General features: G+C 69.6%; 16 protein-coding genes and 1 riboswitch. Of the genes, 5 read left to right on the forward strand and 11 right to left on the reverse strand.

Features of this window, described 5'->3' with window-relative positions; genetic code table 11:
* Positions 1–41 precede the first annotated feature (41 nt).
* Together QTI17_RS18350 and QTI17_RS18355 are read right to left on the reverse strand one after the other, a co-directional pair.
* Positions 42–1,289, reverse strand: a complete 1,248-nt coding sequence (locus tag QTI17_RS18350) for a S1 family peptidase (protein ID WP_286534840.1) — start codon at positions 1,287–1,289, stop codon at positions 42–44.
* Between the two features lie 8 nt (positions 1,290–1,297).
* A complete protein-coding gene (locus tag QTI17_RS18355; RefSeq protein ID WP_286534841.1) occupies positions 1,298–1,921 on the reverse strand; it encodes a hypothetical protein in 624 nt (207 codons plus the stop codon).
* Between the two features lie 135 nt (positions 1,922–2,056).
* Here QTI17_RS18355 and QTI17_RS18360 point away from each other — a divergent pair, with 135 nt between their 5' ends.
* Complete coding sequence (locus QTI17_RS18360; RefSeq protein ID WP_286534842.1) at positions 2,057–2,983, forward strand: 23S rRNA (adenine(2030)-N(6))-methyltransferase RlmJ; 927 nt, start codon at positions 2,057–2,059, stop codon at positions 2,981–2,983.
* 12 nt (positions 2,984–2,995) lie between these two features.
* On the opposite strand, the gene QTI17_RS18365 is transcribed toward QTI17_RS18360, so the two are convergent.
* From QTI17_RS18365 to ahcY, 4 genes are read right to left on the reverse strand one after another with little or no spacing between them, the layout of a single operon-like run.
* Entirely contained in the window at positions 2,996–3,667 is a 672-nt protein-coding gene (locus QTI17_RS18365; protein ID WP_286534843.1) for a septal ring lytic transglycosylase RlpA family protein, read from the reverse strand.
* Positions 3,664–4,497, reverse strand: a complete 834-nt coding sequence (metF, locus tag QTI17_RS18370) for a methylenetetrahydrofolate reductase [NAD(P)H] (protein WP_286534921.1) — start codon at positions 4,495–4,497, stop codon at positions 3,664–3,666. The genes QTI17_RS18365 and metF overlap by 4 nt, the downstream gene beginning before the upstream one ends.
* Positions 4,475–5,296 carry a TlyA family RNA methyltransferase gene (locus QTI17_RS18375; RefSeq protein WP_286534844.1) on the reverse strand — a complete coding sequence of 274 codons (822 nt, stop codon included), beginning with the start codon at positions 5,294–5,296 and terminating at the stop codon, positions 4,475–4,477. Before QTI17_RS18375 ends, metF begins: the two co-directional genes overlap by 23 nt.
* Before the next feature lie 10 nt (positions 5,297–5,306).
* Positions 5,307–6,746, reverse strand: coding sequence for an adenosylhomocysteinase (gene ahcY / locus QTI17_RS18380; RefSeq protein WP_286534845.1), 1,440 nt, complete (start codon positions 6,744–6,746; stop codon positions 5,307–5,309).
* A 64-nt stretch (positions 6,747–6,810) separates the two neighbouring features.
* A riboswitch (S-adenosyl-L-homocysteine riboswitch) is annotated at positions 6,811–6,880 on the reverse strand.
* A gap of 95 nt (positions 6,881–6,975) precedes the next feature.
* Here ahcY and QTI17_RS18385 point away from each other — a divergent pair.
* The 3 genes from QTI17_RS18385 (at position 6,976) to QTI17_RS18395 (ending at position 10,099) form a co-directional block, all read left to right on the forward strand.
* Positions 6,976–7,620 carry a hypothetical protein gene (locus tag QTI17_RS18385; protein ID WP_286534846.1) on the forward strand — a complete coding sequence of 215 codons (645 nt, stop codon included), beginning with the start codon at positions 6,976–6,978 and terminating at the stop codon, positions 7,618–7,620.
* 62 nt (positions 7,621–7,682) lie between these two features.
* A complete protein-coding gene (locus QTI17_RS18390) occupies positions 7,683–9,311 on the forward strand; it encodes a peptide chain release factor 3 (RefSeq protein WP_286534847.1) in 1,629 nt (542 codons plus the stop codon).
* On the forward strand, positions 9,311–10,099 hold the full coding sequence (locus tag QTI17_RS18395) for an HAD-IIB family hydrolase (protein ID WP_286534848.1): 789 nt from the start codon (positions 9,311–9,313) through the stop codon (positions 10,097–10,099). Before QTI17_RS18390 ends, QTI17_RS18395 begins: the two co-directional genes overlap by 1 nt.
* Here QTI17_RS18395 and QTI17_RS18400 read toward each other — a convergent pair.
* Positions 10,086–10,943 (reverse strand): DUF4399 domain-containing protein, encoded by an 858-nt coding sequence (locus QTI17_RS18400; RefSeq protein WP_286534849.1) that lies wholly within the window; start codon positions 10,941–10,943, stop codon positions 10,086–10,088. The genes QTI17_RS18395 and QTI17_RS18400 overlap by 14 nt on opposite strands.
* A gap of 87 nt (positions 10,944–11,030) precedes the next feature.
* Complete coding sequence (locus tag QTI17_RS18405; protein WP_286525555.1) at positions 11,031–11,249, reverse strand: SlyX family protein; 219 nt, start codon at positions 11,247–11,249, stop codon at positions 11,031–11,033.
* 48 nt (positions 11,250–11,297) lie between these two features.
* On the opposite strand from QTI17_RS18405, the gene QTI17_RS18410 reads away from it, so the two are divergent.
* Positions 11,298–12,140: a GNAT family N-acetyltransferase gene (locus QTI17_RS18410; RefSeq protein WP_286534850.1), complete on the forward strand. Its 843-nt coding sequence runs from the start codon at positions 11,298–11,300 to the stop codon at positions 12,138–12,140.
* A gap of 6 nt (positions 12,141–12,146) precedes the next feature.
* Here QTI17_RS18410 and QTI17_RS18415 read toward each other — a convergent pair whose 3' ends face one another.
* The 3 genes from QTI17_RS18415 to uvrA form a co-directional block, all read right to left on the reverse strand.
* Entirely contained in the window at positions 12,147–13,103 is a 957-nt protein-coding gene (locus QTI17_RS18415) for a Bug family tripartite tricarboxylate transporter substrate binding protein (protein ID WP_286534851.1), read from the reverse strand.
* 94 nt (positions 13,104–13,197) lie between these two features.
* Complete coding sequence (locus tag QTI17_RS18420) at positions 13,198–14,244, reverse strand: histone deacetylase family protein (protein ID WP_286534852.1); 1,047 nt, start codon at positions 14,242–14,244, stop codon at positions 13,198–13,200.
* 520 nt (positions 14,245–14,764) lie between these two features.
* The gene (gene uvrA, locus QTI17_RS18425; protein WP_286534853.1) at positions 14,765–20,569 is read right to left on the reverse strand and encodes an excinuclease ABC subunit UvrA; all 5,805 of its coding nucleotides are present in this window, start codon (positions 20,567–20,569) and stop codon (positions 14,765–14,767) included.
* Between the last annotated feature and the right edge of the window lie 125 nt (positions 20,570–20,694).

Raw genomic sequence — 20,694 nt, forward strand, 5'->3', positions numbered from 1 at the left:
GCCTGGAGGGCAAATCCTGCCCTTGGGCCCTGTCTCTGGACTTAGCGGAGCACCCGCACCAGTTCGAGCGCTTCGTTCGAACTGCTCGAGTTGCCGCGCCGGTGCTCGGCCTCGAAACGCACCACCCGGCCCAGGTCACGCGCATACCAGGCGGAGGCCTTGAAGGGCGTGCCGACCGGCGAAGCGCCGGTGCCGTAGGAGGCGTATATCCAGCCCGCGTAGTCGATCTGGACCACGTTCAGGTCCACGCCATCGATGCGCATCGTCCGTTCGGCAACCACCGTGGCGTCGAGTTCATGGCGCCATTTGTCGCCCGTGGCGGCCACGTAGTCCAGGTGCCAGCGCATCCCGGGCTTGAGGTCCTTGCGGCCCCAGCCACCGGGCGGCGACGAGGCGTCGTAGGTGCCGCCGGCCGGCGAGGTGACCGAGACCACCCGGCCGTCGGTCTTCTCGACCCGCCCGCCCATGTTGAAGATCACCTCGTCGCCCGTGACGCGATCGACCCGGTAGACCACGGTCGACCGGTTGCCGGTCAGGCAGTCGACGCGCTGGAATTCGAGCCCGTCGCCGGGCCGCAGCGGCGCCGTGAGGGCGCTCGCCGGCGCGGCGCCGGCCGCGGCGGTTCGGACGACCCCCCGCGGCCGCTGGGCCAGCGCGGCCTGGGCACGGGCCGGAATCTCGGGCACGAAATCGGCGGGAACGGCGAAACCGGGCGCGCCAGGGTCGCGGCCGGCGGCGCTGGTGATGCCCAGCAGGCGGCCCTCGGCGTCGAACAGGCCGCCGCCGCTAGCTCCCGCGGCGAGCACCGCGGCCAGCTGCAGCTGCCGGTCGTCGCCGTCCTCGCCGCGCAGGCCGGTGAGCATGGTCTCGCCCAGTGTGTTCTCGACGCCGCGCGGACTGCCGACCAGGTAGGCCTTCTGGCCCACCCGCGCCGCCCCGGCCGGCGCCAGCGGCACCGGCGCGGCATTGAAATTGGCGACCCTGATCTGGCACAGGTCGCGTTCGACGTCCGGGTGTTCGAGCGTCGCGCCGTAAGTCACGTTGTCCTGCCGGATCACGAAACTGGCGGCCTTCGCGAGCACGTGGCAGGCCGTCACCAGGCGGCCCGGTGCGATCACCACGGCGCTGCCGGTGCGCAGCGGACGCTCCTGCGCGTCGAGGGTGCGGACGGTCCAGACTGCAGGCGACACCCGCGCGAACAGCACGTCGGGCTCGAGCGCGAAGGCGCCGGAGGCGGCGCAGGCGGCGGCGAGAAAGGCCGCCGTGCGGCCGATGCTTGCGGGGGTCATGGCGCGGCTCACTTCCGGGCCGGCAGCAAGGCGCCGAGATCGTCGAGCGAAACGCGTGAGACCGGCTTCGGCGCCGCCGCGGGCGTCGGATCGGGCGGCGGCGCGACTGCCGCGACCACGGGGGCCGGCGGGGGTGCCGTGGGGGCCGGCGCCACGACTTCGGCCACCGCGACCTTCGGCGGCGCGGCAGCAACAGGCACCGATGCAGCCATCCGCGTGACGCCCAGCGCCACGCCGGCGACCGGCTGGTCGCCCTGCTGCACGCTGCGGTCGTAGCTTCGCTCCTCGCCGAACACGAGTTGCATCCAGCTCGGATAGTTGTAGCCGGCGCCGCTGCCGACATCGATCGCGGCGCCGATCACGCCGCCGACCACGATGTTGCCGACCATCCCGGCGTTGACGCGCGACACCGCCTGACCGGTCGCCGGCGGCAGCCCGGCCTGAGTGCATTCGACCTTCAGGTTGGCGCCGGAACGCCGCACCAGCACGCTCTGGCCGGACAGCGTGAGTGCATCGCCCTTGTCGTTCGACAGCCGGCACTCGGCGCCCTCGATGGCCTTGCCGTCGGACGTCAGGGTCTCGACCTTGAGCGACTGGGTGGTACCGTGCGTGACCGACGCACAGCCGGTCAAAATAGAGAGGACGCCAGCGCATGCGCACAGGCCCCAGAATCGCCATCCAGCTCCTCGCATCCTCGATCCTTGTAATTTAATGTTACGGCGCGAGAGTCTAGCGTCGTCCCGTTCATCTTCCAGGCACTATTCCTCATGTTCAGTTACCGCCACGCCTTCCATGCCGGCAACCACGCCGACGTGCTCAAGCACACGGTGCTGATTGCCACGCTCGAACACCTGCTCGAGAAAGACACCGCCCTCACGGTGGTCGACACCCACGCCGGCGCCGGCCTCTACCGGCTCGACGGCGACTACGCCGGCACCAGCGGCGAGGCCGCCGACGGCGTGCTGCGGCTGGTCGGCGGCGGCGCCAAGCCGGCGCCCCCGAAGGGCGCCAAGGCCGTACCCGACGCCCCGCTGGCCGACGCCCTCGCCCGCTACCTCGAGGTGGTGGGCGACTTCAATCCCAAGGGCGGCGCCAAGATCTACCCGGGATCGCCGTTCATCGTCCATCACCTGCTGCGCGAGCACGACAAGCTCAAGCTGTTCGAGCTGCACCCGACCGATGCCCGGACGCTCGACGCCAACATCGCCCAGCTCGAGGCCGGCCGCCAGATCACCGTGCTGCGCGACGACGGCTTCGGCAGTGCCACCAAGTTCCTGCCGCCGCCCTCGCGGCGGGCACTGGTGCTCTGCGACCCCAGCTACGAGATCAAGAGCGACTACGCCCGGGTGCTCGACTTCGTGGGCGAGGCGCTCAAGCGCTTTGCCACCGGCACTTATGCCGTCTGGTATCCGATCATTCCGCGGCCGGAAGCGCACGACCTGCCGCGCCGGCTCAAGACGATGGCCACCAAGGCCGGCAAGTCCTGGCTGCATGCCACGCTGACCGTCAAGTCGAGCAAGATCACGACCGATGCGACCGGCGCCACGCACCGGCCGGGCCTGCCCGCCAGCGGCATGTTCCTGATCAATCCGCCCTACACGCTGAAGCCGCTGCTGGCGGCGGCCCTGCCGCAGATGGCCGAGCGGCTGGCACAGGACCGCAACGCCACTTTCTCGCTCGACAGCGGCGGCTAGCGGCGGCTTGCGTCAGCGCCGCTTGCGAAGCGGCAGGAGCTTCCGCGCCGGCTTCGGCGCCGGCTCCGGCGCCGCCTGGGCCGGCGTCTCGACCGCGCCGACTTCCTTGCCGCCGCAGCGGTCGGTGTCCTTGTCGGCGATCGACAGCGCCACCGTCTTGATGCCCATGCCGAGCATCCCGATTTCTTCCGCCGCGGCCCGGCTGAGGTCGATGATGCGGCCCGAGGCGTAGGGGCCGCGGTCGTTGACGCGCACCAGCACCTCGCGCCCGTTGACCAGGCTGCGGACGCAGACGCGGGTGTTGAACGGCAGCGTCCGGTGCGCCGCCGTGAAGGCCGTCATGTCGAAGCGCTCGCCGCTGGCGGTCTTGCGCTGGTGGAACTGGATGCCGTACCAGGACGCGCCGCCGCGCTCGAAGATCTCGCGCCCGCCCTCGTCGCCTGGGATGCCGTCGTCGGGCCCGAGCTCGCCCGCGCCCGACACGGCCAGGTCGTAGCGCACCGACGGCACCGCGGAGCGCGGCGGAGCGCCGGGCGGCAAGGCCGGCTGCCTGGCCAGCGGCCGCAGTCGGAACGTTGCACCGCCGGCCTCATCGCCCGGCGCGGTGGGCTGCAGGGAACAGGCCGCAAGCCCGGCCGCAAGCAACGCCATCGACAGCGTCGCGATGCGGCGGCTCAAACTCATTCGGCCCAACCCAGCCGCTGCAGCACGCCGAGCGTGGCCACCGACTGGTTCATCGTGTAGAAATGCAGCGCCGGCGCGCCAGCGGCGCACAGCCGCTCGCACAGGGCCGCGACGACGTCGAGGCCGAAGGCCTTGATCGACGCCGTGTCGTCGCCGAAGCCCTGCAGCCGCAGCCGGATCCAGCGCGGGATCTCGGCGCCGCAGGCGTCCGAGAAGCGCATCAGCTGGGTCGAGCTGGTGATCGGCATGATGCCCGGCACGATCGGCGTGTCGAGCCCCAGGGCACGCGCGTCGTCGACGAAGCGCCAGTAGGCCTCGGGGCTGAAGAAGTACTGCGTGATGGCCGAGTCGGCGCCCGCGCGCACCTTGGCCGCGAAGGCCTGCAGGTCGGCTTCGGGCGAACGGGCCTGCGGATGCACCTCGGGATAGCAGGCCACCTCGATGTGGAAATCGCGGCCGGTCTCCGCGCGGATGAAGGCCACCAGGTCGCTCGCATAGAGGAACTCGCCGCCCACGCCATAGCCGCTCGGCAGGTCGCCGCGCAGCGCGACCAGGCGCTTGACGCCCATCGCCTTGAGTTCGCCCAGCTGCTCGCGCACCGTCGCCTTGGTCGCGCCGATGCAGGAGAAGTGGCAGGCCGCGGCCACGCCTTCGGCGAGGATCTCGCGCACCGCGCCGAAGGTGCCGTCGTGGGTCGAGCCACCGGCGCCGTAGGTCACGGAGCAGAACTCGGGCGACTGCGCGTAGAGCTGCTGGCGCACCGCGCGCAGCTTGACCGCGCCCTCGGGCGTCTTGGTCGGAAAAAACTCAAAGCTCAGCGGAAGGCGCACGGCCGGCTCCTGGTTGGCCGTCCGCAGGAACAGCATGGATGAAGAATTCGCGGTTGCCGTCGCCGCCCTCGATCGGGCTGTCGAGCCAGCGCACGACGCGCAGCCCGAGCGCCGCGCAGCTGTCGCGCAGGCGTTGCTCGACCAGCGCGTAGAGCGCCGGGTCGCGCACGATGCCGCCCTTGCCGACCTGGCCCGGCTGCAGCTCGAACTGCGGCTTGACCAGCATCAGCAGGTCGCCGCCGGGCGCCAGCAGCGGCACCAGCGCGGGCAGCACCAGCGTCTGCGAGATGAAGGACAGGTCGCCGACGATCAGGCCGAAGCTGTCGCCGACCGGCGCCTCGTCGTCCTCGTCGTCCTCGGATTCGGCGGCCCAGGCCTCGGCCGTCAGGGTGCGCGCATTGACGCCCTCGACCGCGGTCACGCGCGCATCTTCGCGGATGCGGGCGTGTAGCTGACCATGGCCGACGTCGACGCCGACCACATGCGCAGCACCGCGCTGCAGCAGGCAGTCGGTGAAGCCGCCGGTCGACTGGCCGACGTCGAGACAACGCCGGCCCGTCGGGTCGATGCCGGTGGCGGCCAGCGCGCCCTCCAGCTTGAGGCCGCCGCGCGACACGTAGCGGGCCTCGGCGGCGTCGAGCAGTTCGAGCTCGGCCGCTTCGGGGATTTCGTCGCGGTTCTTGCCCACGACGCGCCAGTCGGCGCCATCACGCCAGCGCAAGCCGCCGGCGATCAGGCGAACCGCCTGCGAACGCGAAGCGGCCAGGCCGCGTTCGACGAGCAACTGATCGGCACGCAAGGCGCGGCGCTCAGTAACGGTAGGTGTCCGGCTTGTACGGACCGTTCTTGTCGACGCCGATGTAGGCCGCCTGGGTGTCGGTCAGCGTGGTCAGCATGGCGCCGACCTTCTTCAGGTGCAGGCGCGCGACCTTCTCGTCGAGGTGCTTGGGCAGCACGTAGACCTTGCCGGCCTGGTAGGCGTCGGGCTTGGTGAAAAGCTCGATCTGGGCGATGGTCTGGTTGGCGAACGAGGACGACATCACGAAGCTCGGGTGGCCCGTGCCGCAGCCCAGGTTCACGAGGCGGCCCTTGGCCAGCAGGATGATCTTCTTGCCGTCGGGGAAGGTGATGTGGTCGACCTGCGGCTTGATCTCTTCCCACTCGTACTTCTCGATCGAGGCGACGTCGATCTCGTTGTCGAAATGGCCGATGTTGCAGACGATCGCCTGGTCCTTCATGGCGGCCATGTGCTCGTGGCGGATCACGTCGCGGTTGCCGGTGGTGGTGACGAAGATGTCGGCCTTGTCGGCGGCGTATTCCATCGTGACGACCTTGTAGCCTTCCATCGCGGCCTGCAGGGCGTTGATCGGGTCGATCTCGGTCACCCAGACCTGGGCGCTGAGGGCGCGCAGGGCCTGGGCCGAGCCCTTGCCGACGTCGCCGTAGCCGGCCACGCAGGCGACCTTGCCGGCGATCATCACGTCGGTGGCGCGCTTGATGCCGTCGACCAGCGATTCGCGGCAGCCGTAGAGGTTGTCGAACTTGCTCTTGGTGACCGAGTCGTTGACGTTGATGGCGCGGAACTGCAGCGTGCCCTTGGCCGACATCTCGTTCAGGCGGTGCACGCCGGTGGTGGTTTCTTCGGTCACGCCGATGATCTGGGCCGACTTGCGGGTGTACCAGGTGGGGTCGACCGCCAGCTTGGCCTTGATCGCGGCGAACAGGATGCGTTCTTCTTCGCTGGTCGGGTTGGCCAGCACGCCGAGGTCCTTCTCGGCCTTCTGGCCCAGGTGCATCAGCATGGTGGCGTCGCCGCCGTCGTCGAGGATCATGTTCGGGCCTTCGTCCTTCGAGCCCTTGGGGCCGAATTCGAAGATGGCGTGGGTGTAGTCCCAGTAGTCGGTCAGCGACTCGCCCTTGATCGCGAACACCGGCGTGCCGGCGGCGGCGATGGCGGCGGCGGCGTGGTCCTGGGTCGAGAAGATGTTGCACGAGGCCCAGCGCACGGTGGCGCCGAGGGCCTGCAGGGTCTCGATCAGCACGGCGGTCTGGATCGTCATGTGCAGCGAGCCGGTGATGCGCGCGCCCTTGAGCGCCTGGCCCTTGGCGAATTCCTCGCGGATCGCCATCAGGCCGGGCATCTCGGTTTCGGCGATGCGGATTTCCTTGCGGCCCCAGGCGGCCAGGGACAGGTCGGCGATCGCCTGGTCGGCGGTCGAGACGGGGGTGGTTTTGAGAACAGCGCTCATTGTGGGCTCCAAAGCGGGTTTGACAGTGGCCACTGCATTCGGGGAACGGACTCACCGCGAGAACAGCGGGTGAGCGTGGTTGCGATGATGGTCCGAGCCTCACGCCTGACGGCGCTGCAACGCTCCTCGGAACGGCGCATTTTAACGCCTGTCTCCGGACCGCCGCCAGCAAGGCGCGCCGGATCGGCCTAGACTGCGTTTCCCCTCCACTGCCGCACCGAATTCCGCCATGTCCAAAGCCAAGGTCCTCGCCCTGTCACTTGCAGCCGCCGCAGCGGCCGTTCTGTCCGCCGCAGCCTGGGCCCAGGGGGGCGCGGGCCAGCCCCCGGTGCGCGTGCGCGGCGTGATCGCCCATGTCGACGCCACCTCGCTGACCGTCAAGGACCGCAGCGGCGAAGTCGTCACGATGGTGCGTCCGCCCGACCTGCGGGTGGTCGAGGTGCTGCCGGTCACGCTGGACGCGATCAAGCCCAACAGTTTCGTCGGCGCCGGCTCGCTGCCCCAGCCCGACGGCACCCAGTGCGCGGTCGAGGTGCTGGTCTTTCCGGAGGCCATGCGCGGCACCGGCGAGGGTTTCCGGCCCTGGGACTACATGCCCAACGGCACGATGACCAACGCCACGGTCTCGGCCCTCGCCGCCGCGCCGTCCTCGGTGCCGGGCGGCCGCAAGCTGGTGCTGCGCTACAAGGACGGCGAGAAGACCGTGATCGTTCCCCGCGGCACGCCCATCGTCACCTTCAAGCCGGCGCAGGACGACCAGCAGGCGCTGGTGGTGCAGGGCGCGAAAGTGGTCGTCACGGCGCAGCTGAAGGACGGCAAGCCTACCGCCTCCAGCTTGCTGGTGGGCCGCAACGGCTTCACGCCGCCGATGTGAACAGTAAAATTGCGGGCTTTGCCTTCAGCAGACCGCGCCCGTGAGCGCGCACCGCGTTCACCATGACCTTCGCCTCCGAAACCAAACGCCGCCGCACCTTCGCGATCATTTCCCACCCGGACGCCGGCAAGACCACGCTGACCGAGAAGCTGCTGCTGTTCTCTGGCGCGATCCAGATCGCCGGCTCGGTCAAGGCCCGCAAGGCCTCGCGCCATGCCACCTCCGACTGGATGGAGATCGAGAAGCAGCGCGGCATCTCGGTGGCCTCGTCGGTGATGCAGATGGTCTATCGCGACCACGTCATCAACCTGCTCGACACGCCCGGCCACAAGGACTTCTCCGAAGACACCTACCGCGTGCTCACGGCGGTCGACTCGGCGCTGATGGTGATCGACGCCGCCAACGGCGTCGAAGCCCAGACCCGCCGGCTGATCGAGGTCTGCCGCCAGCGCGACACGCCGATCATCACCTTCGTCAACAAGATGGACCGCGAGGTGCGCGAGCCGCTCGAACTGCTCGACGAGATCGAGCGCGAACTCGGCATGCCCTGCGTGCCGATGACCTGGCCGGTGGGCCAGGGCAAGACCTTCGGCGGCATCATCAACCTGCGCACGCAGGCGATGACGGTGTTCGAGTCGGGCCAGGAAAAGCTGCCGCAGGACTTCGAGACGATTCCCCTGACCGACCGAGACGCGCTCCACAAGCGCTTCGGCCGCGAGTTCGACCACGCGATGGAAAGCATGGAGCTTGCCACCGGCGCCTCGCCGAGCTGGGACCGCGAGGCCTTCCTGGCCGGCAAGCAGACGCCGGTGTTCTTCGGCTCGGGCGTCAACAACTTCGGCGTCATGGAAGTGCTCGATGCGCTGGTCGACCTGGCGCCGCAGCCGCAGTCGCGCACCAGCACCACGATGGTCAACCGCCAGCCGGTGGTGAAGGAGATCCAGCCCGAGGACAAGGATTTCGCGGGCGTGGTCTTCAAGGTGCAGGCCAACATGGACGCCAACCACCGCGACCGCATCGCCTTCGTGCGCATGGCCTCCGGGCGTTACACGCCGGGCATGAAGCTGCGCGTGCAGCGCACCGCCAAGGAGCTGCGCCCGACCAGCGTCGTGACCTTCATGAGCCAGCGCCGCGAGGCGGTCGAGGAAGCCTACGCCGGCGACATCGTCGGCTTCACGACCCATGGCGGCGTGCAGCTGGGCGACACCATCACGGACGGCGCCTCGCTGCAGTTCACCGGCCTGCCCTTCTTCGCGCCCGAGCTCTTCATGACCGTGATCCTGAAGAACCCGCTGCGCACCAAGCAGCTGCAGCAGGGCCTGGCGCAGCTGGGCGAGGAAGGCGCGATCCAGGTGTTCCGGCCTGAAGTCGGCGGCCCGATGCTGCTCGGCGCCGTCGGACAGCTGCAGTTCGAAGTGGTGCAGCACCGGCTCAAGACCGAGTACGACGCCGACATCCGGCTCGAGGGCTGCCAGTACACGGGCGCGCGCTGGATCACGGCCGACACGCCGGCCGAGCTGCGCGCCTTCGTCGACGCCTATCCCCAGCGCATGGCGCTCGACGCGGCCAACACGCTGGCCTACCTGTGCACCTCGCCTTACGACGTCCGGCTGGCACAGGAGCGCTTCCCGAAGATCCACTTCCACCCGCTGCGCGAGCACGCCGGCCTGGCGCTGCAGACCGCCTCCTGATGATTCCCCTTGGCGAGTGGCCGCTGGCGGCGCGGCGGGCGCTGGTCGGCGTCTTCACCGACATCGACGACACGCTGACCACCGAAGGCGCGATCAGCGCCGATGCGCTGGCGGCGCTGGCCGACCTGCGCACGGCCGGCCTGCACAGGGTGGCGATCACCGGCCGCCCGGTGGGCTGGAGCGAGCCCTTCGCGAACGTCTGGCCGGTGGACGCGATCGTGGCCGAGAACGGCGCCGTTGCCCTGCTGCCGCTGCCCGGCGGCGGCATCGAGAAGCGCTACCAGCAGGACGCGCCCACGCGCGAACGCAACTTCGCCCGCATGCAGGCCGTGCTCGGCCGCATCGAGCGCGAGATCCCGGGTGCCCGGCGCGCCACCGACTCGGCCGGCCGCGAATGCGACATCGCGATCGACCACAGCGAATTCACGCAGCTCGGCGATGCGCAGATCGCCGCCGTGGTGGCACTGATGCAGAGCGAGGGCATGCACGCGACCGTCAGCAGCATCCACGTCAACGGCTGGTACGGCAGCCACAACAAGCTCGAAGGCGCGCGCTGGATCGTGCGCGAGCTGTGGGGCCGCCGGCTCGACGACGAGATGCCGCGCTGGGCCTACGTCGGCGATTCGACCAACGATGCGCTGATGTTCCAGCACTTCGACAACAGCATCGGCGTCGCGAACGTCCGCCGCTTCGAGGCCGCGCTGTCGCACCTGCCGCGCTATGTCGCCAGCCGGGAGCGCGGCGCCGGCTTCGCCGAAGCGGCGGCGGCGGTGCTCAGGGCACGTTGAAGGCGACCGGCCTGGCCCGCGCGACCACGTTGCCGGCCGCCGTGTTGCTCATCAGTTCGAGCCGCGCGTTGTAGCTGCCCTTGGGCGGATTGAGCCACAGCTCGGTCTGCCCGCCCTCCAGCTCGATGATCTCGGCCTTCTGCCCTGGGCGTTCGAGCACCAGCCGGAAGTGCCCGGTGTCGGGCACCTTGGGGGCGGCGTTCGAGACATTCAGGCCGCTGGCATGGAACTGCACCCGCAGCGGCAATTGCACCGTGCTGCGGTCGGCCGGGCTCAGCAACTCGACGCGCGGCGTCCCCAGCAGGCTGGCCGGCGTGACGCCCTTGTTCTGCTTGCTGACCGTGAACTTGAGCGGCTTGCTGTAGACGAAATACGGGATGTGCCCCTGGTCGGCCAGCACCAGCCGCATCGTGTAGGTGCCCGGCGGCAGGTCGACCACGGTCTCCATCTGGCCCTTGCCGAAGTGGATGTAGTGCTCGGTGAAGGGCAGCGGCTTGGTGAAATCGAGCGGCAACGGCTGATCGATCAGCAGGTGGTGATGGCCGGCCGAGCCCGCGGTCTTGCCGGCCGGCACGATGCCCCGCATCGAGAGGCCGAAGCGGGCGACGAACGGCGCCTCCGTGGTCGCGCCGTCCTTCAGGTTGGTGAAGTAGGCCTCGGGCGACCAGTTCGGCGGCGGCACCACCCAGGGGTGGACCACGACGTCCGTGCCGTCGGCTGCCGGCGCCACGGCTGAGGGCGGCGCATCAGCGGCCTGGGCGGCGGCGCCACCAGCCCCCAGCATCAGCGCGGCCACCGCCGCAGCCTCGATCGCCCGCCTCCCCCGACGCTCTGGATGCCGCATGTCTACTCCTTAAGTACTGATCTGATTGTGTATCAATGAGTACCAAACAGTGAACGCGCATCACCGGCGGAAGCGTGAAAAAGGTCGTCAGTAGTGCGGCGGCAACTCGTCGCGCAGGTTGCGGGCGCCGCCGGTGCCCGGATCCGGGCTTTGCTGCCGCAGCAGCGCCACCTGCCGCAGCAGGCTGTCGATCTGTTCCTGCTGCCGGTAGATCGTCAGGTTCAACTGGTCCAGCAGGTCTTCGGTGAAGCTCGCCTTGATCTCGAGTTCGGTCAGGCGGCGGTGCGCGTCTTGCGAGGTGTCCATGCCGCTATTGGACAGGAAGCCGGCGCGGCGCCGGTCCAGAATGCGGAAATGGACCCGACGATTCGAACGCTCGGCCTCGCCGAGATGCCGCTCGTGATCGAGATGGCCGCCCGCGAAGGCTGGAACCCCGGCCTGCACGATGGCGCCTGCTTTCACGCCGCCGACCCCGGCGGCTTCCTGGTCGCCGAGCATCGCGGGGAAGCGATCGGCTGCATCAGCGCGGTCTCGTACGCGGGCCGCTTCGGCTTCATCGGCCTCTACATCGTCGCGCCGGCTTGGCGCGGCAAGGGGGTCGGGCTCAGGCTCTGGGGTGCCGGCATGGCGCGGCTGGCCGGCCATGTGGTGGGACTGGATGGCGTTCCGGCCCAGCAGGACAACTATCGCCGCAGCGGTTTTGCGCTGGCCTGGAACAACGCCCGTTTTGCCGGCGTTGCCCGGGGGGGCGGCAGTGTGCCGCCGCAGATCGTCCCGCTGGCCACTGTCGACCCCCGCTTGCTGGCGGCCGACGATCGCCGCGTGTTCCCGGCACCGCGCGACGCCTTTCTGCGCGCCTGGGTCGGCATGCCCGATGCGACCGGCCTGGCCTGGCTCGAGGACGGGCGACTCGCCGGCTGGGGGCTGGTCCGCCGCTGTCGCGAAGGCCACAAGATCGCGCCGCTGCTGGCCGACGACCCGCAAGTGGCACGCGCGCTGTTCGCCGCCTTGTGCGCGGCGGTGCCGGCCGGTGACGCGGTCTGCATCGACGTTCCGCTGCCGAACGCCGAAGCGGTGGCGATGGCGCGGGCCGAAGGGATGCGCAGCGTCTTCGAGACCGCCCGCATGTACGCCGGCGCCGCACCGCCCTGCGAGCTGCAGCGGGTCCATGGGCTCACGAGCTTCGAGCTCGGATAGCCCCGCTCACTGCGGCTTGGCCAGCCCCAGCTTCTCGATCAGCGCCTTCTCGCGGGTGAAGGTGGTCTGCGCGAACTTCGTGTAGTCGGCCGAGCTCATGTAGATCGGCAGCATGTCGTAGCGGCCGAGCGCGGCCAGGTAGCTGGGCTCTTCCATGGCCTGCTTGAAGGCGTCGTGCAGCTTCTTCACGACCTCGGGCGGCGTGCCCTTGGGCGCCCCGATGCCGAAGGGCGAGTTCTGCACGATGTCGAGTCCGAGTTCCTTCAAAGTCGGCGCGTCCGGGAACTTGGCCAGCCGCTTCTCGCCCCAGGTATTGAGCACGCGCAGCTTGCCCGACTCGACCAGCGGCGCGAAGCCGGTCGAATCGGCGATCGCCATCAGGTGGTTGCCGAGCACCGCCTGCGCCAGGTCGGCGCTGCCTTTGTAGGGCACGTGCTGCAGCTGGATGCCGAGCTGCTGGGCGATGAGTTCGGTCGTCAGGTGCGGACTGGTGAGATTGCCGGTCGAGCCGTAGGTGAGCTTGCCTGGATTGGCCTTGGCGTAGGCCACGAAATCATTCCAGGTCTTGAACGGGCTGTCGCCCGGCACCGCGATGCCGAAGGCGTAGCCGGTGACGTTGATGACGTAGCTGATGTCCTTGACCGGGTCCCAGTTGATCTTGGTCGTGTAGGGCAGGCGGAACACGCCGAGCGGAATCTGGCCGATGGTGTAGCCGTCGGGCGGCGCGGTCTGCAGCGCCTGCGCCGGCAGCGTGCCGCCGGCACCCGGCTTGTTGTCGACCACGATCGGCTGGCCGAGGATCTTGGACGCGTTGTCGGCCAGCTGCCGCATCGTGATGTCGGTCGGGCCGCCGGCCGGGAAGGCGATCACCAGCTTGATCGGCCGGGTCGGGAAGGTCTGCGCGTGGACCGCAGTGGCGGCGACGCCGAGCAGCGCGGCGCACAGGAGGGAACGACGAAACATGGGGCAACTCCGCAACGGATTCGAAAGGCAGCATTGGGCCGCAGGGCCATTCAGGGGGCAAGCGGGTATGTCCCCGGGTGGCGTCGCCACCGCGTCAGCCGGACTGCTGCATGAAGCCTTCGAGCACGTTGACCGCGTTGGCGCCGACCTCGGCCACGGCATAGCCGCCCTCGAAGACGAACACGGTCGGCAGGCCGGCCCGGACGAGGTCTTCGCCGACGCGCAGGTAGTCGTCTGTGGCGAGCGTGAAGCCGGCGATCGGATCGCCCGCGAAGGTGTCGAGCCCGAGCGAGACCACCAGTGCGCCCGGCTTGAATGCGGCGATGCCGCGCAGCGCCGTCGCCAGCGCCTCGCGCCACTGCGCGAAGCCGCTGCCGCGCGCCAGCGGCAGGTTGTGGTTGAAGCCCAGGCCCTCGCCGGCACCGCGCTCGTCGGCGTAGCCGAGGTAGTACGGATACTCGGTGTGCGGATCGCCGTGCAGGCTGGTGAACTGGACGTCGGCGCGTTCGTAGAAGATCGCTTGCGTGCCGTTGCCGTGGTGGTAGTCGATGTCGAGCACCGCGACGCGCTCCACGCCGGCATCGCGCAGCGACTGTGCCGCGATGGCCGCGTTGTTGAGGAAGCAGTAGCCGCCGAAGAAATCGGCGCCCGCATGATGACCGGGCGGGCGCGTGAGCGCGAAGGCCGCACGATCGCCCTGCAGCACGCGCGCCGCGGCGGTCAACGCGCAGCAGGCGCCGGCGCGGGCCGCGGTCCAGGTGCCCGATGTCAGCGGCGTGCCGGCGTCGTACGAGAACAAGCCCATGCGCGCGGGGAAGCTCGCCGGCAGCACGTCGGAGCGGAAGGTGCGGATCGGCCAATAGGAAGGCAGCGCATCGCGTGTGGCGTTGGCCGGGTCCAGGGCGACCCATTCATCCCAGGCGCCAGACAGGAAATCGAGGTAGCGCTGCGCATGGACGCGTGCGATCGCCGCGTCATCGAATGCAGAGGGTTCTTCGATGGGGCCGAGCCTGCGCTGCTGCAATTCCTGCAGGACATAGTCGGCACGGGCAGGGACCTCGAAGCATGGCACGAGTTCGCCGCGGAACATCTCGAGCTTGCCATGGTGCAGCGCGTGGCGGTGGTTGTAGATCGTGAGCATGGCGGTAGGGTAACGCTGAAGGGGCATAGGGCGTGACGGCGATGGCGGGCGGTATGCCCTGGGCCGGCCGACGTCACCGGCCGCTTCGCGGCTGCCCTGCGCTGCTCGCGGTACGCGGGGTCCGCGCAAACTCGCTCCGCTGCGCTCCACTCAAACACGCGCGGCCCTTTTTCCGCGCACCGCTGCGCTGCTCGGCGGTGCCTCAACGGCCGGCCCAGGGCATACCGCCCGCCACCGCTGAGACGTCGGGGTTGCATCGGCGTTGGAGAAGTTTGGATTGTTCGCACACCCCTGCGCCCGGTATGCGGTGCGGGACGGGCGATCCCCTCTGCGCCGCTGAGGAGCGCAGCTTCAGGCGGATAAAGGGCCGCGCGTGTTTGAGCGAAGCGAGTTTCGCGTGGACCCCGCCTGAAGCGAGCACCGCAAGGGAGCCCGAAGGGCCGGCGCAGTGGGGTCGCACGGCCCGCACCGCATGCCGGGCGCCCCCTCCAACGTCAACGAACAAAGATCAAAACAACAGTCAGGCTTCCCTACGGACCTTCACAGAGGACTCCACCGACTCCTGCACCGGCAGCGTCAGCACCACATGCCGCTCCATGGAACGCGCCAAAACCGGCCCAAGCGCCACGCCCGTGTGCGTGCCCAGCTTCACCACCTCTTCCGGCGGCGCCGCAGCCACGACACGCCCGCCCCCGTTGCCGCCTTCCGGCCCGAGGTCGATCAGCCAGTCGGCCTCGGCGATGACATCGAGGTCATGCTCGATCACCACCACGCTGTGGCCGCCGTTGACCAGCCGATGCAGCACGTGGATCAGCTTCTCGACGTCGGCCATGTGCAGGCCCACCGTCGGCTCGTCGAGCACGTAGAGCGTGTGCGGCGCCTTGTTGCCGCGCCGCGTGACGTCGTCGCGCACCTTGCTGAGCTCGGTCACCAGCTTGATGCGCTGCGCCTCGCCGCCGGACAGCGTCGGCGACGGCTGGCCCAGCGTCAGGTAGCCGAGTCCGACGTCCTTCAGCAGCTGCAGCGGATGGCTGATGTTGGGCATCGAGGCGAAGAACTCGACCGCCTCGTCGACCTCCATCTGCAGCACGTCGCCGATGCTCTTGCCGCGCCAGCTGACCGCCAGCGTCTCGGGGTTGAAGCGCGCGCCGTGGCAGACCTCGCAGGCCACCTTGACGTCGGGCAGGAAGCTCATCTCGATGGTCCGCACGCCGGCGCCGTCGCAGCCCGGGCAGCGGCCTTCGCCGGTGTTGAAGCTGAAGCGTGCCGGGCCGTAGCCGCGCGCCTTGGCTTCCAGCGTGTCGGCGAAGAGCTTGCGGATCGTGTCCCAGAAACCGATGTAGGTCGCCGGGCAGCTGCGCGGCGTCTTGCCGATCGGCGTCTGGTCGACCTCGAGCACGCGGTCGATGGTCTCGTAGCCCTCGACCGCGCTGCAGCCCACCCACTTCGGATGCTTGCCCGCGGCATCGGCATCGCGGCCGGCCTTGGTCATGCGCTGCACCACCACCGCGTACACGTTGGCCAGCAGGACGTCGCGCGCCAGGGTCGACTTGCCCGAGCCGCTGACGCCGGTGACGGCCACCAGGCGGTGCAGCGGCAGCGAGACCGCGACATCCTTCAGGTTGTGCAAGTCGGCACCGCTCACGCTGAGCCAGCCCGGGGCACCCGGCTCGGGCGAAGGCACGCCGCGCCGGGGCTGCAGCGGATGCCTGATCGCGTCGCGCAGGTAGCGGCCGGTCTGCGAATCGCCGGCGCCCTCGATGTCCGCCACGCTGCCTTCGGCCACCAGCCGGCCGCCGCGCTTGCCCGCGCTCGGGCCGATGTCGATGATGTGGTCGGCGCGGCGGATCGTGTCCTCGTCGTGCTCGACCACCACCAGCGTGTTGCCCTTGTCGCCGAGCTTGTGCAGCGCGTCGAGCAGGATCTGGTTGTCGCGCGCATGCAGGCCGATGGTCGGCTCGTCGAGCACGTAGCAGACGCCCTGCAGGTTGCTGCCGAGCTGCGCCGCGAGCCGGATCCGCTGCGCCTCGCCGCCGCTCAGGGTCGGCGCGCCGCGGTCGAGCGTGAGATAGCCCAGCCCGACCTCCTCGAGGAACTCGAGCCGGCTCTTGATCTCCGGCACCAGGTCGCGCGCGATCTCGGCCTGGCGGCCGCTCAGCACCACGTTCTCGAACCAGACGCGGATGTCGGTCACGCTCATGCGGGCGAGCTCGGTGATCCCGATGCCGCCGCCCTCGCCGAACAGCACGGCGCGCGCGGTCGCATTGAGCCGCGTGCCTTCGCAGGTCGGGCAGGCCACGTCGCCCACGTCCTCCGCCTCGGGCTCGGCGAATGTCTGCTCGCGGCCCTTCTGGTCGTCGGCCATCACCGAGTCGTCATAAACCTTGCGCTGCTCCTTCGTGAGCTTGACGCCGGTGCCGACGCAGTCGGGGCACCAGCCGTGCTTGCTGTTGTAGGAGAACAGCCGCGGATCGAGCTCCGCATAGCTGGTGCTGCACACCGGGCAGGCGCGCAAGGTCGAGAACACATGGGCGTGGCCGATGCCGAGCGTTGGTGCGCCGGCCATCATCGCGGCGCGCAGGCCCGTGAGGTTGCTCAGCACGTGGACCACGCCCTTGCCGTGCTCGAGCGCCTTGGTCAGCGCCTGGCGCAGCTCGGTCTCCTGCGCGGGCAGCACGTCGAGGCTGGCCACCGGCAGCTCGATGCTGTGCTCCTTGAAACGGTCGATGCGCGGGAAGCCCGTGGTCGGCAGGAACTCGCCGTCGACCCGCAGGTGCGTGAAGCCGCGCGGCCGGGCCCAGTCGGCCAGCTCGGTGTAGACGCCCTTGCGGTTGCTCACCAGCGGCGCCAGCAGGCCGATGTGCTGGCCCTTGAAGTTCTTCAGGAGCTGCGCCGCGATGCTGTCGGGCGTCTGCGGCTGCACCGCGGCACCGTCGTGGATGCAGTGCTGGATGCCGAGCTTGACGTACAGCAGGCGCAGGAAATGCCAGACCTCGGTGGTGGTGCCGACCGTGCTCTTGCGGCCGCCGCGCGACAGCCGCTGCTCGATCGCCACGGTGGGCGGGATGCCGTACACGGCGTCGACCTCGGGCCGCCCCGCCGGCTGCACGATGCTGCGCGCATAGGCATTGAGCGATTCGAGGTAGCGCCGCTGCCCTTCGTTGAACAGGATGTCGAAGGCCAGCGTCGACTTGCCCGATCCGCTGACGCCCGTGACCACGCTGAACTTGCCGCGCGGGATGTCGACCGACAGGTTCTTGAGGTTGTGCTCGCGCGCATTGACGATCTGGATCGCGTCGCGCCCCTGCACCGGCTGCACCCGCGCCGCATAGCTTCGCGCCGCGCGCTCGGCCACCTTGTAGGCGCCCGGCCCGACCGCGAGTTCGTAGTCGGCCAGCGCCGCGCCGGTCAGCGAGACCGGGTTCTCGCGCACTTGCTCGGGCGTGCCGACCGCCACCACCTGGCCACCGCCCTCGCCGCCTTCGGGCCCGAGGTCGATGATCCAGTCGCTGGCGCGGATGACGTCGAGGTTGTGCTCGATCACGACCAGCGAATGGCCGGCGTCGAGCAGCTTGCGCAACGCGCGCATCAGGCGCGCGATGTCGTCGAAGTGCAGTCCGGTGGTCGGCTCGTCGAACAGGAACAAGGTGCCCTTGCGCGCCAGCGGCTGCTTGCTGGCGCTGGCGCTCTTGGCCGCCTCGGCCAGGAAGCCCGCGAGCTTGAGGCGCTGCGCCTCGCCGCCAGAGAGCGTCGGCACCGGCTGGCCCAGCTTCACGTAGTCGAGGCCGACGTCGACGATCGGCTGCAGCACGCGCAGCACCTCGCGGTCGGAAGCAAAGGCCGCAGCGGCCTCGGCCACCGTGAGGTCGAGCACGTCGGCGACGTTGAGGTTGCGGCCGGCCCGCTCGATCGTCACCTCGAGGATCTCGGGCCGGTAGCGCTTGCCGTCGCAGTCCGGGCAGCGCAGGTAGACGTCCGACAGGAACTGCATCTCGACATGCTCGAAGCCCGAGCCGCCGCAGGTCGGGCAGCGGCCGTCGCCGCTGTTGAAGCTGAACTTCGAGGCCGTGTAGCCGCGCTGGCGCGACAGCGCCGCGGTGGCGAAGATCTCGCGGATCGCGTCCCAGGCCCCGACATAGCTCGCCGGATTGGAGCGCGCCGTCTTGCCGATCGGCGACTGGTCGACGAAGACCACGTCGCTCAGGTGATCGGCGCCCAGCATGCGGTCGTGCGCGCCCGGGCTTTCGGTCGCCTTGCCGAAGTGCCGCATCAGGGCCGGCGCCAGCACGTCCTGCACCAAGGTCGACTTGCCCGAGCCGCTGACGCCGGTGATGCAGACCAACCGCGACAGCGGCAGCTCGACCGTGATGTCCTGCAGGTTGTGCTCGCGCACGCCTTCGAGGATGAGGCGCGGCGTGTTGTCGCTGACCATGCGGCGGAAGCCCATGCCGATCTGCTTGCGCCCGCCCAGGTACTGGCCGGTCAGCGTCTCGGCATCGCGCAGCGCATCGGTGCTGCCGTCGAAGACGATCTGGCCGCCCCGGATGCCCGGGCCCGGCCCCATGTCGATCACCCGGTCGGCCGCCAGCATCACGGCCGGGTCGTGCTCGACCACCACCAGCGTGTTGCCGGCGTCGCGCAGCCGCAGCATGGCCTCGGTGATGCGGTTCATGTCGCGCGGATGCAGGCCGATGCTGGGCTCGTCGAGCACGAACAGCGTGTTGACCAGCGAGGTGCCGAGCGCGGTCGTGAGGTTGATGCGCTGCACCTCGCCGCCCGACAGCGTGCGGCTCTGGCGATCGAGCGTCAGGTAGCCGATGCCGACGTCGTGCAGGTAGCGCAGGCGGGTCGTGATCTCCTCGAACAGCAGCTTGAGCGCCTGGATGTCGCCCTCGCTCGCGGTGCTGCTGTTGCCGTGGCTTTCGATGCGGTCGAACAAACGGCGCAGGCGCTCGATCGGCAGCAGCATCAGGTCGTGCAGGCACAGGCCCGGCAGGGCCTCGAGCTGCTCGCGCGACCATTTCGCGCCGACCGGCATGAAACGCTTGGACGGCGCCAGCACGGCGTCGGCGTCTTCCTTGCTGCCGATGCGCCACAGCAGGCTCTCGAGTTCGAGCCGCGCGCCGGCGCAGGTGGGGCACGGCGTGTAGCTGCGGTACTTCGACAAGAGCACGCGGATGTGCATCTTGTAGGCCTTGCTCTCGAGGTAGGCGAAGAAGCGGCGCACGCCATACCACTGCTGGTTCCACTTGCCCTTCCAGTTCGGCGAGCCCTCGATCACCCAGTGGCGCTGCTCGGCCGTGAGCTTGTTCCAGGGCGTGTCGCGCGGAATGCCGGCGTCTTCGGCGTGGCGCATGAGGTCGTCCTGCGCCTCCTTCCAGGCCGGCGTCTGGATGGTCTTGATGGCGCCGGCGCGCAAGGTGAGCTTGTCGTTCGGAATCACCAGCCCGAGGTCGACGCCGATCACGCGGCCGAAGCCGCGGCAGGTCTCGCAGGCGCCGACCGCCGAGTTGAACGAGAACATCGAGGGGATCGGATCGGTGTAGCGGATGTCGCTCTCCGGGCAGTGCAGCCCGGTGGAGAACTTCCAGATATCGGGCTCGACGCCCTCCTCGGCCGCCACCGCATACACGGTCAGGCGCCCGCTGCCGCGCTTCAGCGCCACCTCGATCGCCTCGACCACGCGCGCCCGCTCGGCGTTGGCCATGCGGAAGCGGTCGGCCACGACGTCGAGCACCTTGCGCGGGCCGGTCGGGGTCGCGACCTCGCGCTCGGCCTGCACCCGCGTGAAGCCGCTGGCCGACAGCCATTGCGTCACCTCGTCGGCCGAGGTGCTGGCCGGCAGCTCGACCGGGAAGGTCAGGACCACCCGCGGATCGCCCGCCGCGGCGGCACGAGACTGCAGTTCGGCGTAGATCGAATCGGGCGAGTCGTGCCGCACCGGCAGGGCGGTCTCGCGGTCGAACAACTGGGCCGCGCGCGCGAACAGCAGTTTCAGATGGTCGTTGAGCTCGGTCATGGTGCCGACGGTCGAGCGCGAGGAGCGCACCGGATTGGTCTGGTCGATCGCGATCGCGGGCGGCACGCCCTCCACCTTGTCGACCGCCGGCTTGTCCATCCGGTCGAGGAACTGGCGCGCGTAGGCCGAGAAGGTCTCGACATAGCGCCGCTGGCCTTCGGCATAGAGGGTGTCGAACACCAGGCTCGACTTGCCCGAGCCGCTCGGCCCGGTGACCACCGTCATCTCGCCGGTGCGGATGTCGAGGTCGAGGTTCTGGAGGTTGTGCTGACGTGCACCGCGAATCCGGATGGAGCCCTGTGTCATGAATGCCTTGCGGGGTGGGGCAGACATTCTAGGAAGCTGCCGCGGCCCGCGCCGGCGTGGGCGTATGGTTGCGCGCTATGCGGGGGCTTCCCCGCCGGACCGTGCACGAAATAATTACACACGGA

Source organism: Variovorax sp. J31P179 (genome assembly GCF_030316985.1).
Lineage (GTDB): Bacteria > Pseudomonadota > Gammaproteobacteria > Burkholderiales > Burkholderiaceae_C > Variovorax > Variovorax ginsengisoli_B.

Excerpts from the sequence above, each read along its gene's own strand:
- QTI17_RS18390 (WP_286534847.1), top strand. The coding sequence starts at position 7,683 with ATGACCTTCGCCTCCGAAACCAAACGCCGCCGCACCTTCGCGATCATT.
- QTI17_RS18405 (WP_286525555.1), bottom strand. The coding sequence starts at position 11,249 with ATGGACACCTCGCAAGACGCGCACCGCCGCCTGACCGAACTCGAGATC.
- QTI17_RS18365 (WP_286534843.1), bottom strand. The coding sequence starts at position 3,667 with ATGAGTTTGAGCCGCCGCATCGCGACGCTGTCGATGGCGTTGCTTGCG.
- QTI17_RS18350 (WP_286534840.1), bottom strand. The coding sequence starts at position 1,289 with ATGACCCCCGCAAGCATCGGCCGCACGGCGGCCTTTCTCGCCGCCGCC.
- uvrA (WP_286534853.1), bottom strand. The coding sequence starts at position 20,569 with ATGACACAGGGCTCCATCCGGATTCGCGGTGCACGTCAGCACAACCTC.
- QTI17_RS18420 (WP_286534852.1), bottom strand. The coding sequence starts at position 14,244 with ATGCTCACGATCTACAACCACCGCCACGCGCTGCACCATGGCAAGCTC.
- ahcY (WP_286534845.1), bottom strand. The coding sequence starts at position 6,746 with ATGAGCGCTGTTCTCAAAACCACCCCCGTCTCGACCGCCGACCAGGCG.
- QTI17_RS18415 (WP_286534851.1), bottom strand. The coding sequence starts at position 13,103 with ATGTTTCGTCGTTCCCTCCTGTGCGCCGCGCTGCTCGGCGTCGCCGCC.
- QTI17_RS18395 (WP_286534848.1), top strand. The coding sequence starts at position 9,311 with ATGATTCCCCTTGGCGAGTGGCCGCTGGCGGCGCGGCGGGCGCTGGTC.
- QTI17_RS18360 (WP_286534842.1), top strand. The coding sequence starts at position 2,057 with ATGTTCAGTTACCGCCACGCCTTCCATGCCGGCAACCACGCCGACGTG.
- QTI17_RS18385 (WP_286534846.1), top strand. The coding sequence starts at position 6,976 with ATGTCCAAAGCCAAGGTCCTCGCCCTGTCACTTGCAGCCGCCGCAGCG.
- QTI17_RS18400 (WP_286534849.1), bottom strand. The coding sequence starts at position 10,943 with ATGCGGCATCCAGAGCGTCGGGGGAGGCGGGCGATCGAGGCTGCGGCG.
- QTI17_RS18410 (WP_286534850.1), top strand. The coding sequence starts at position 11,298 with ATGGACCCGACGATTCGAACGCTCGGCCTCGCCGAGATGCCGCTCGTG.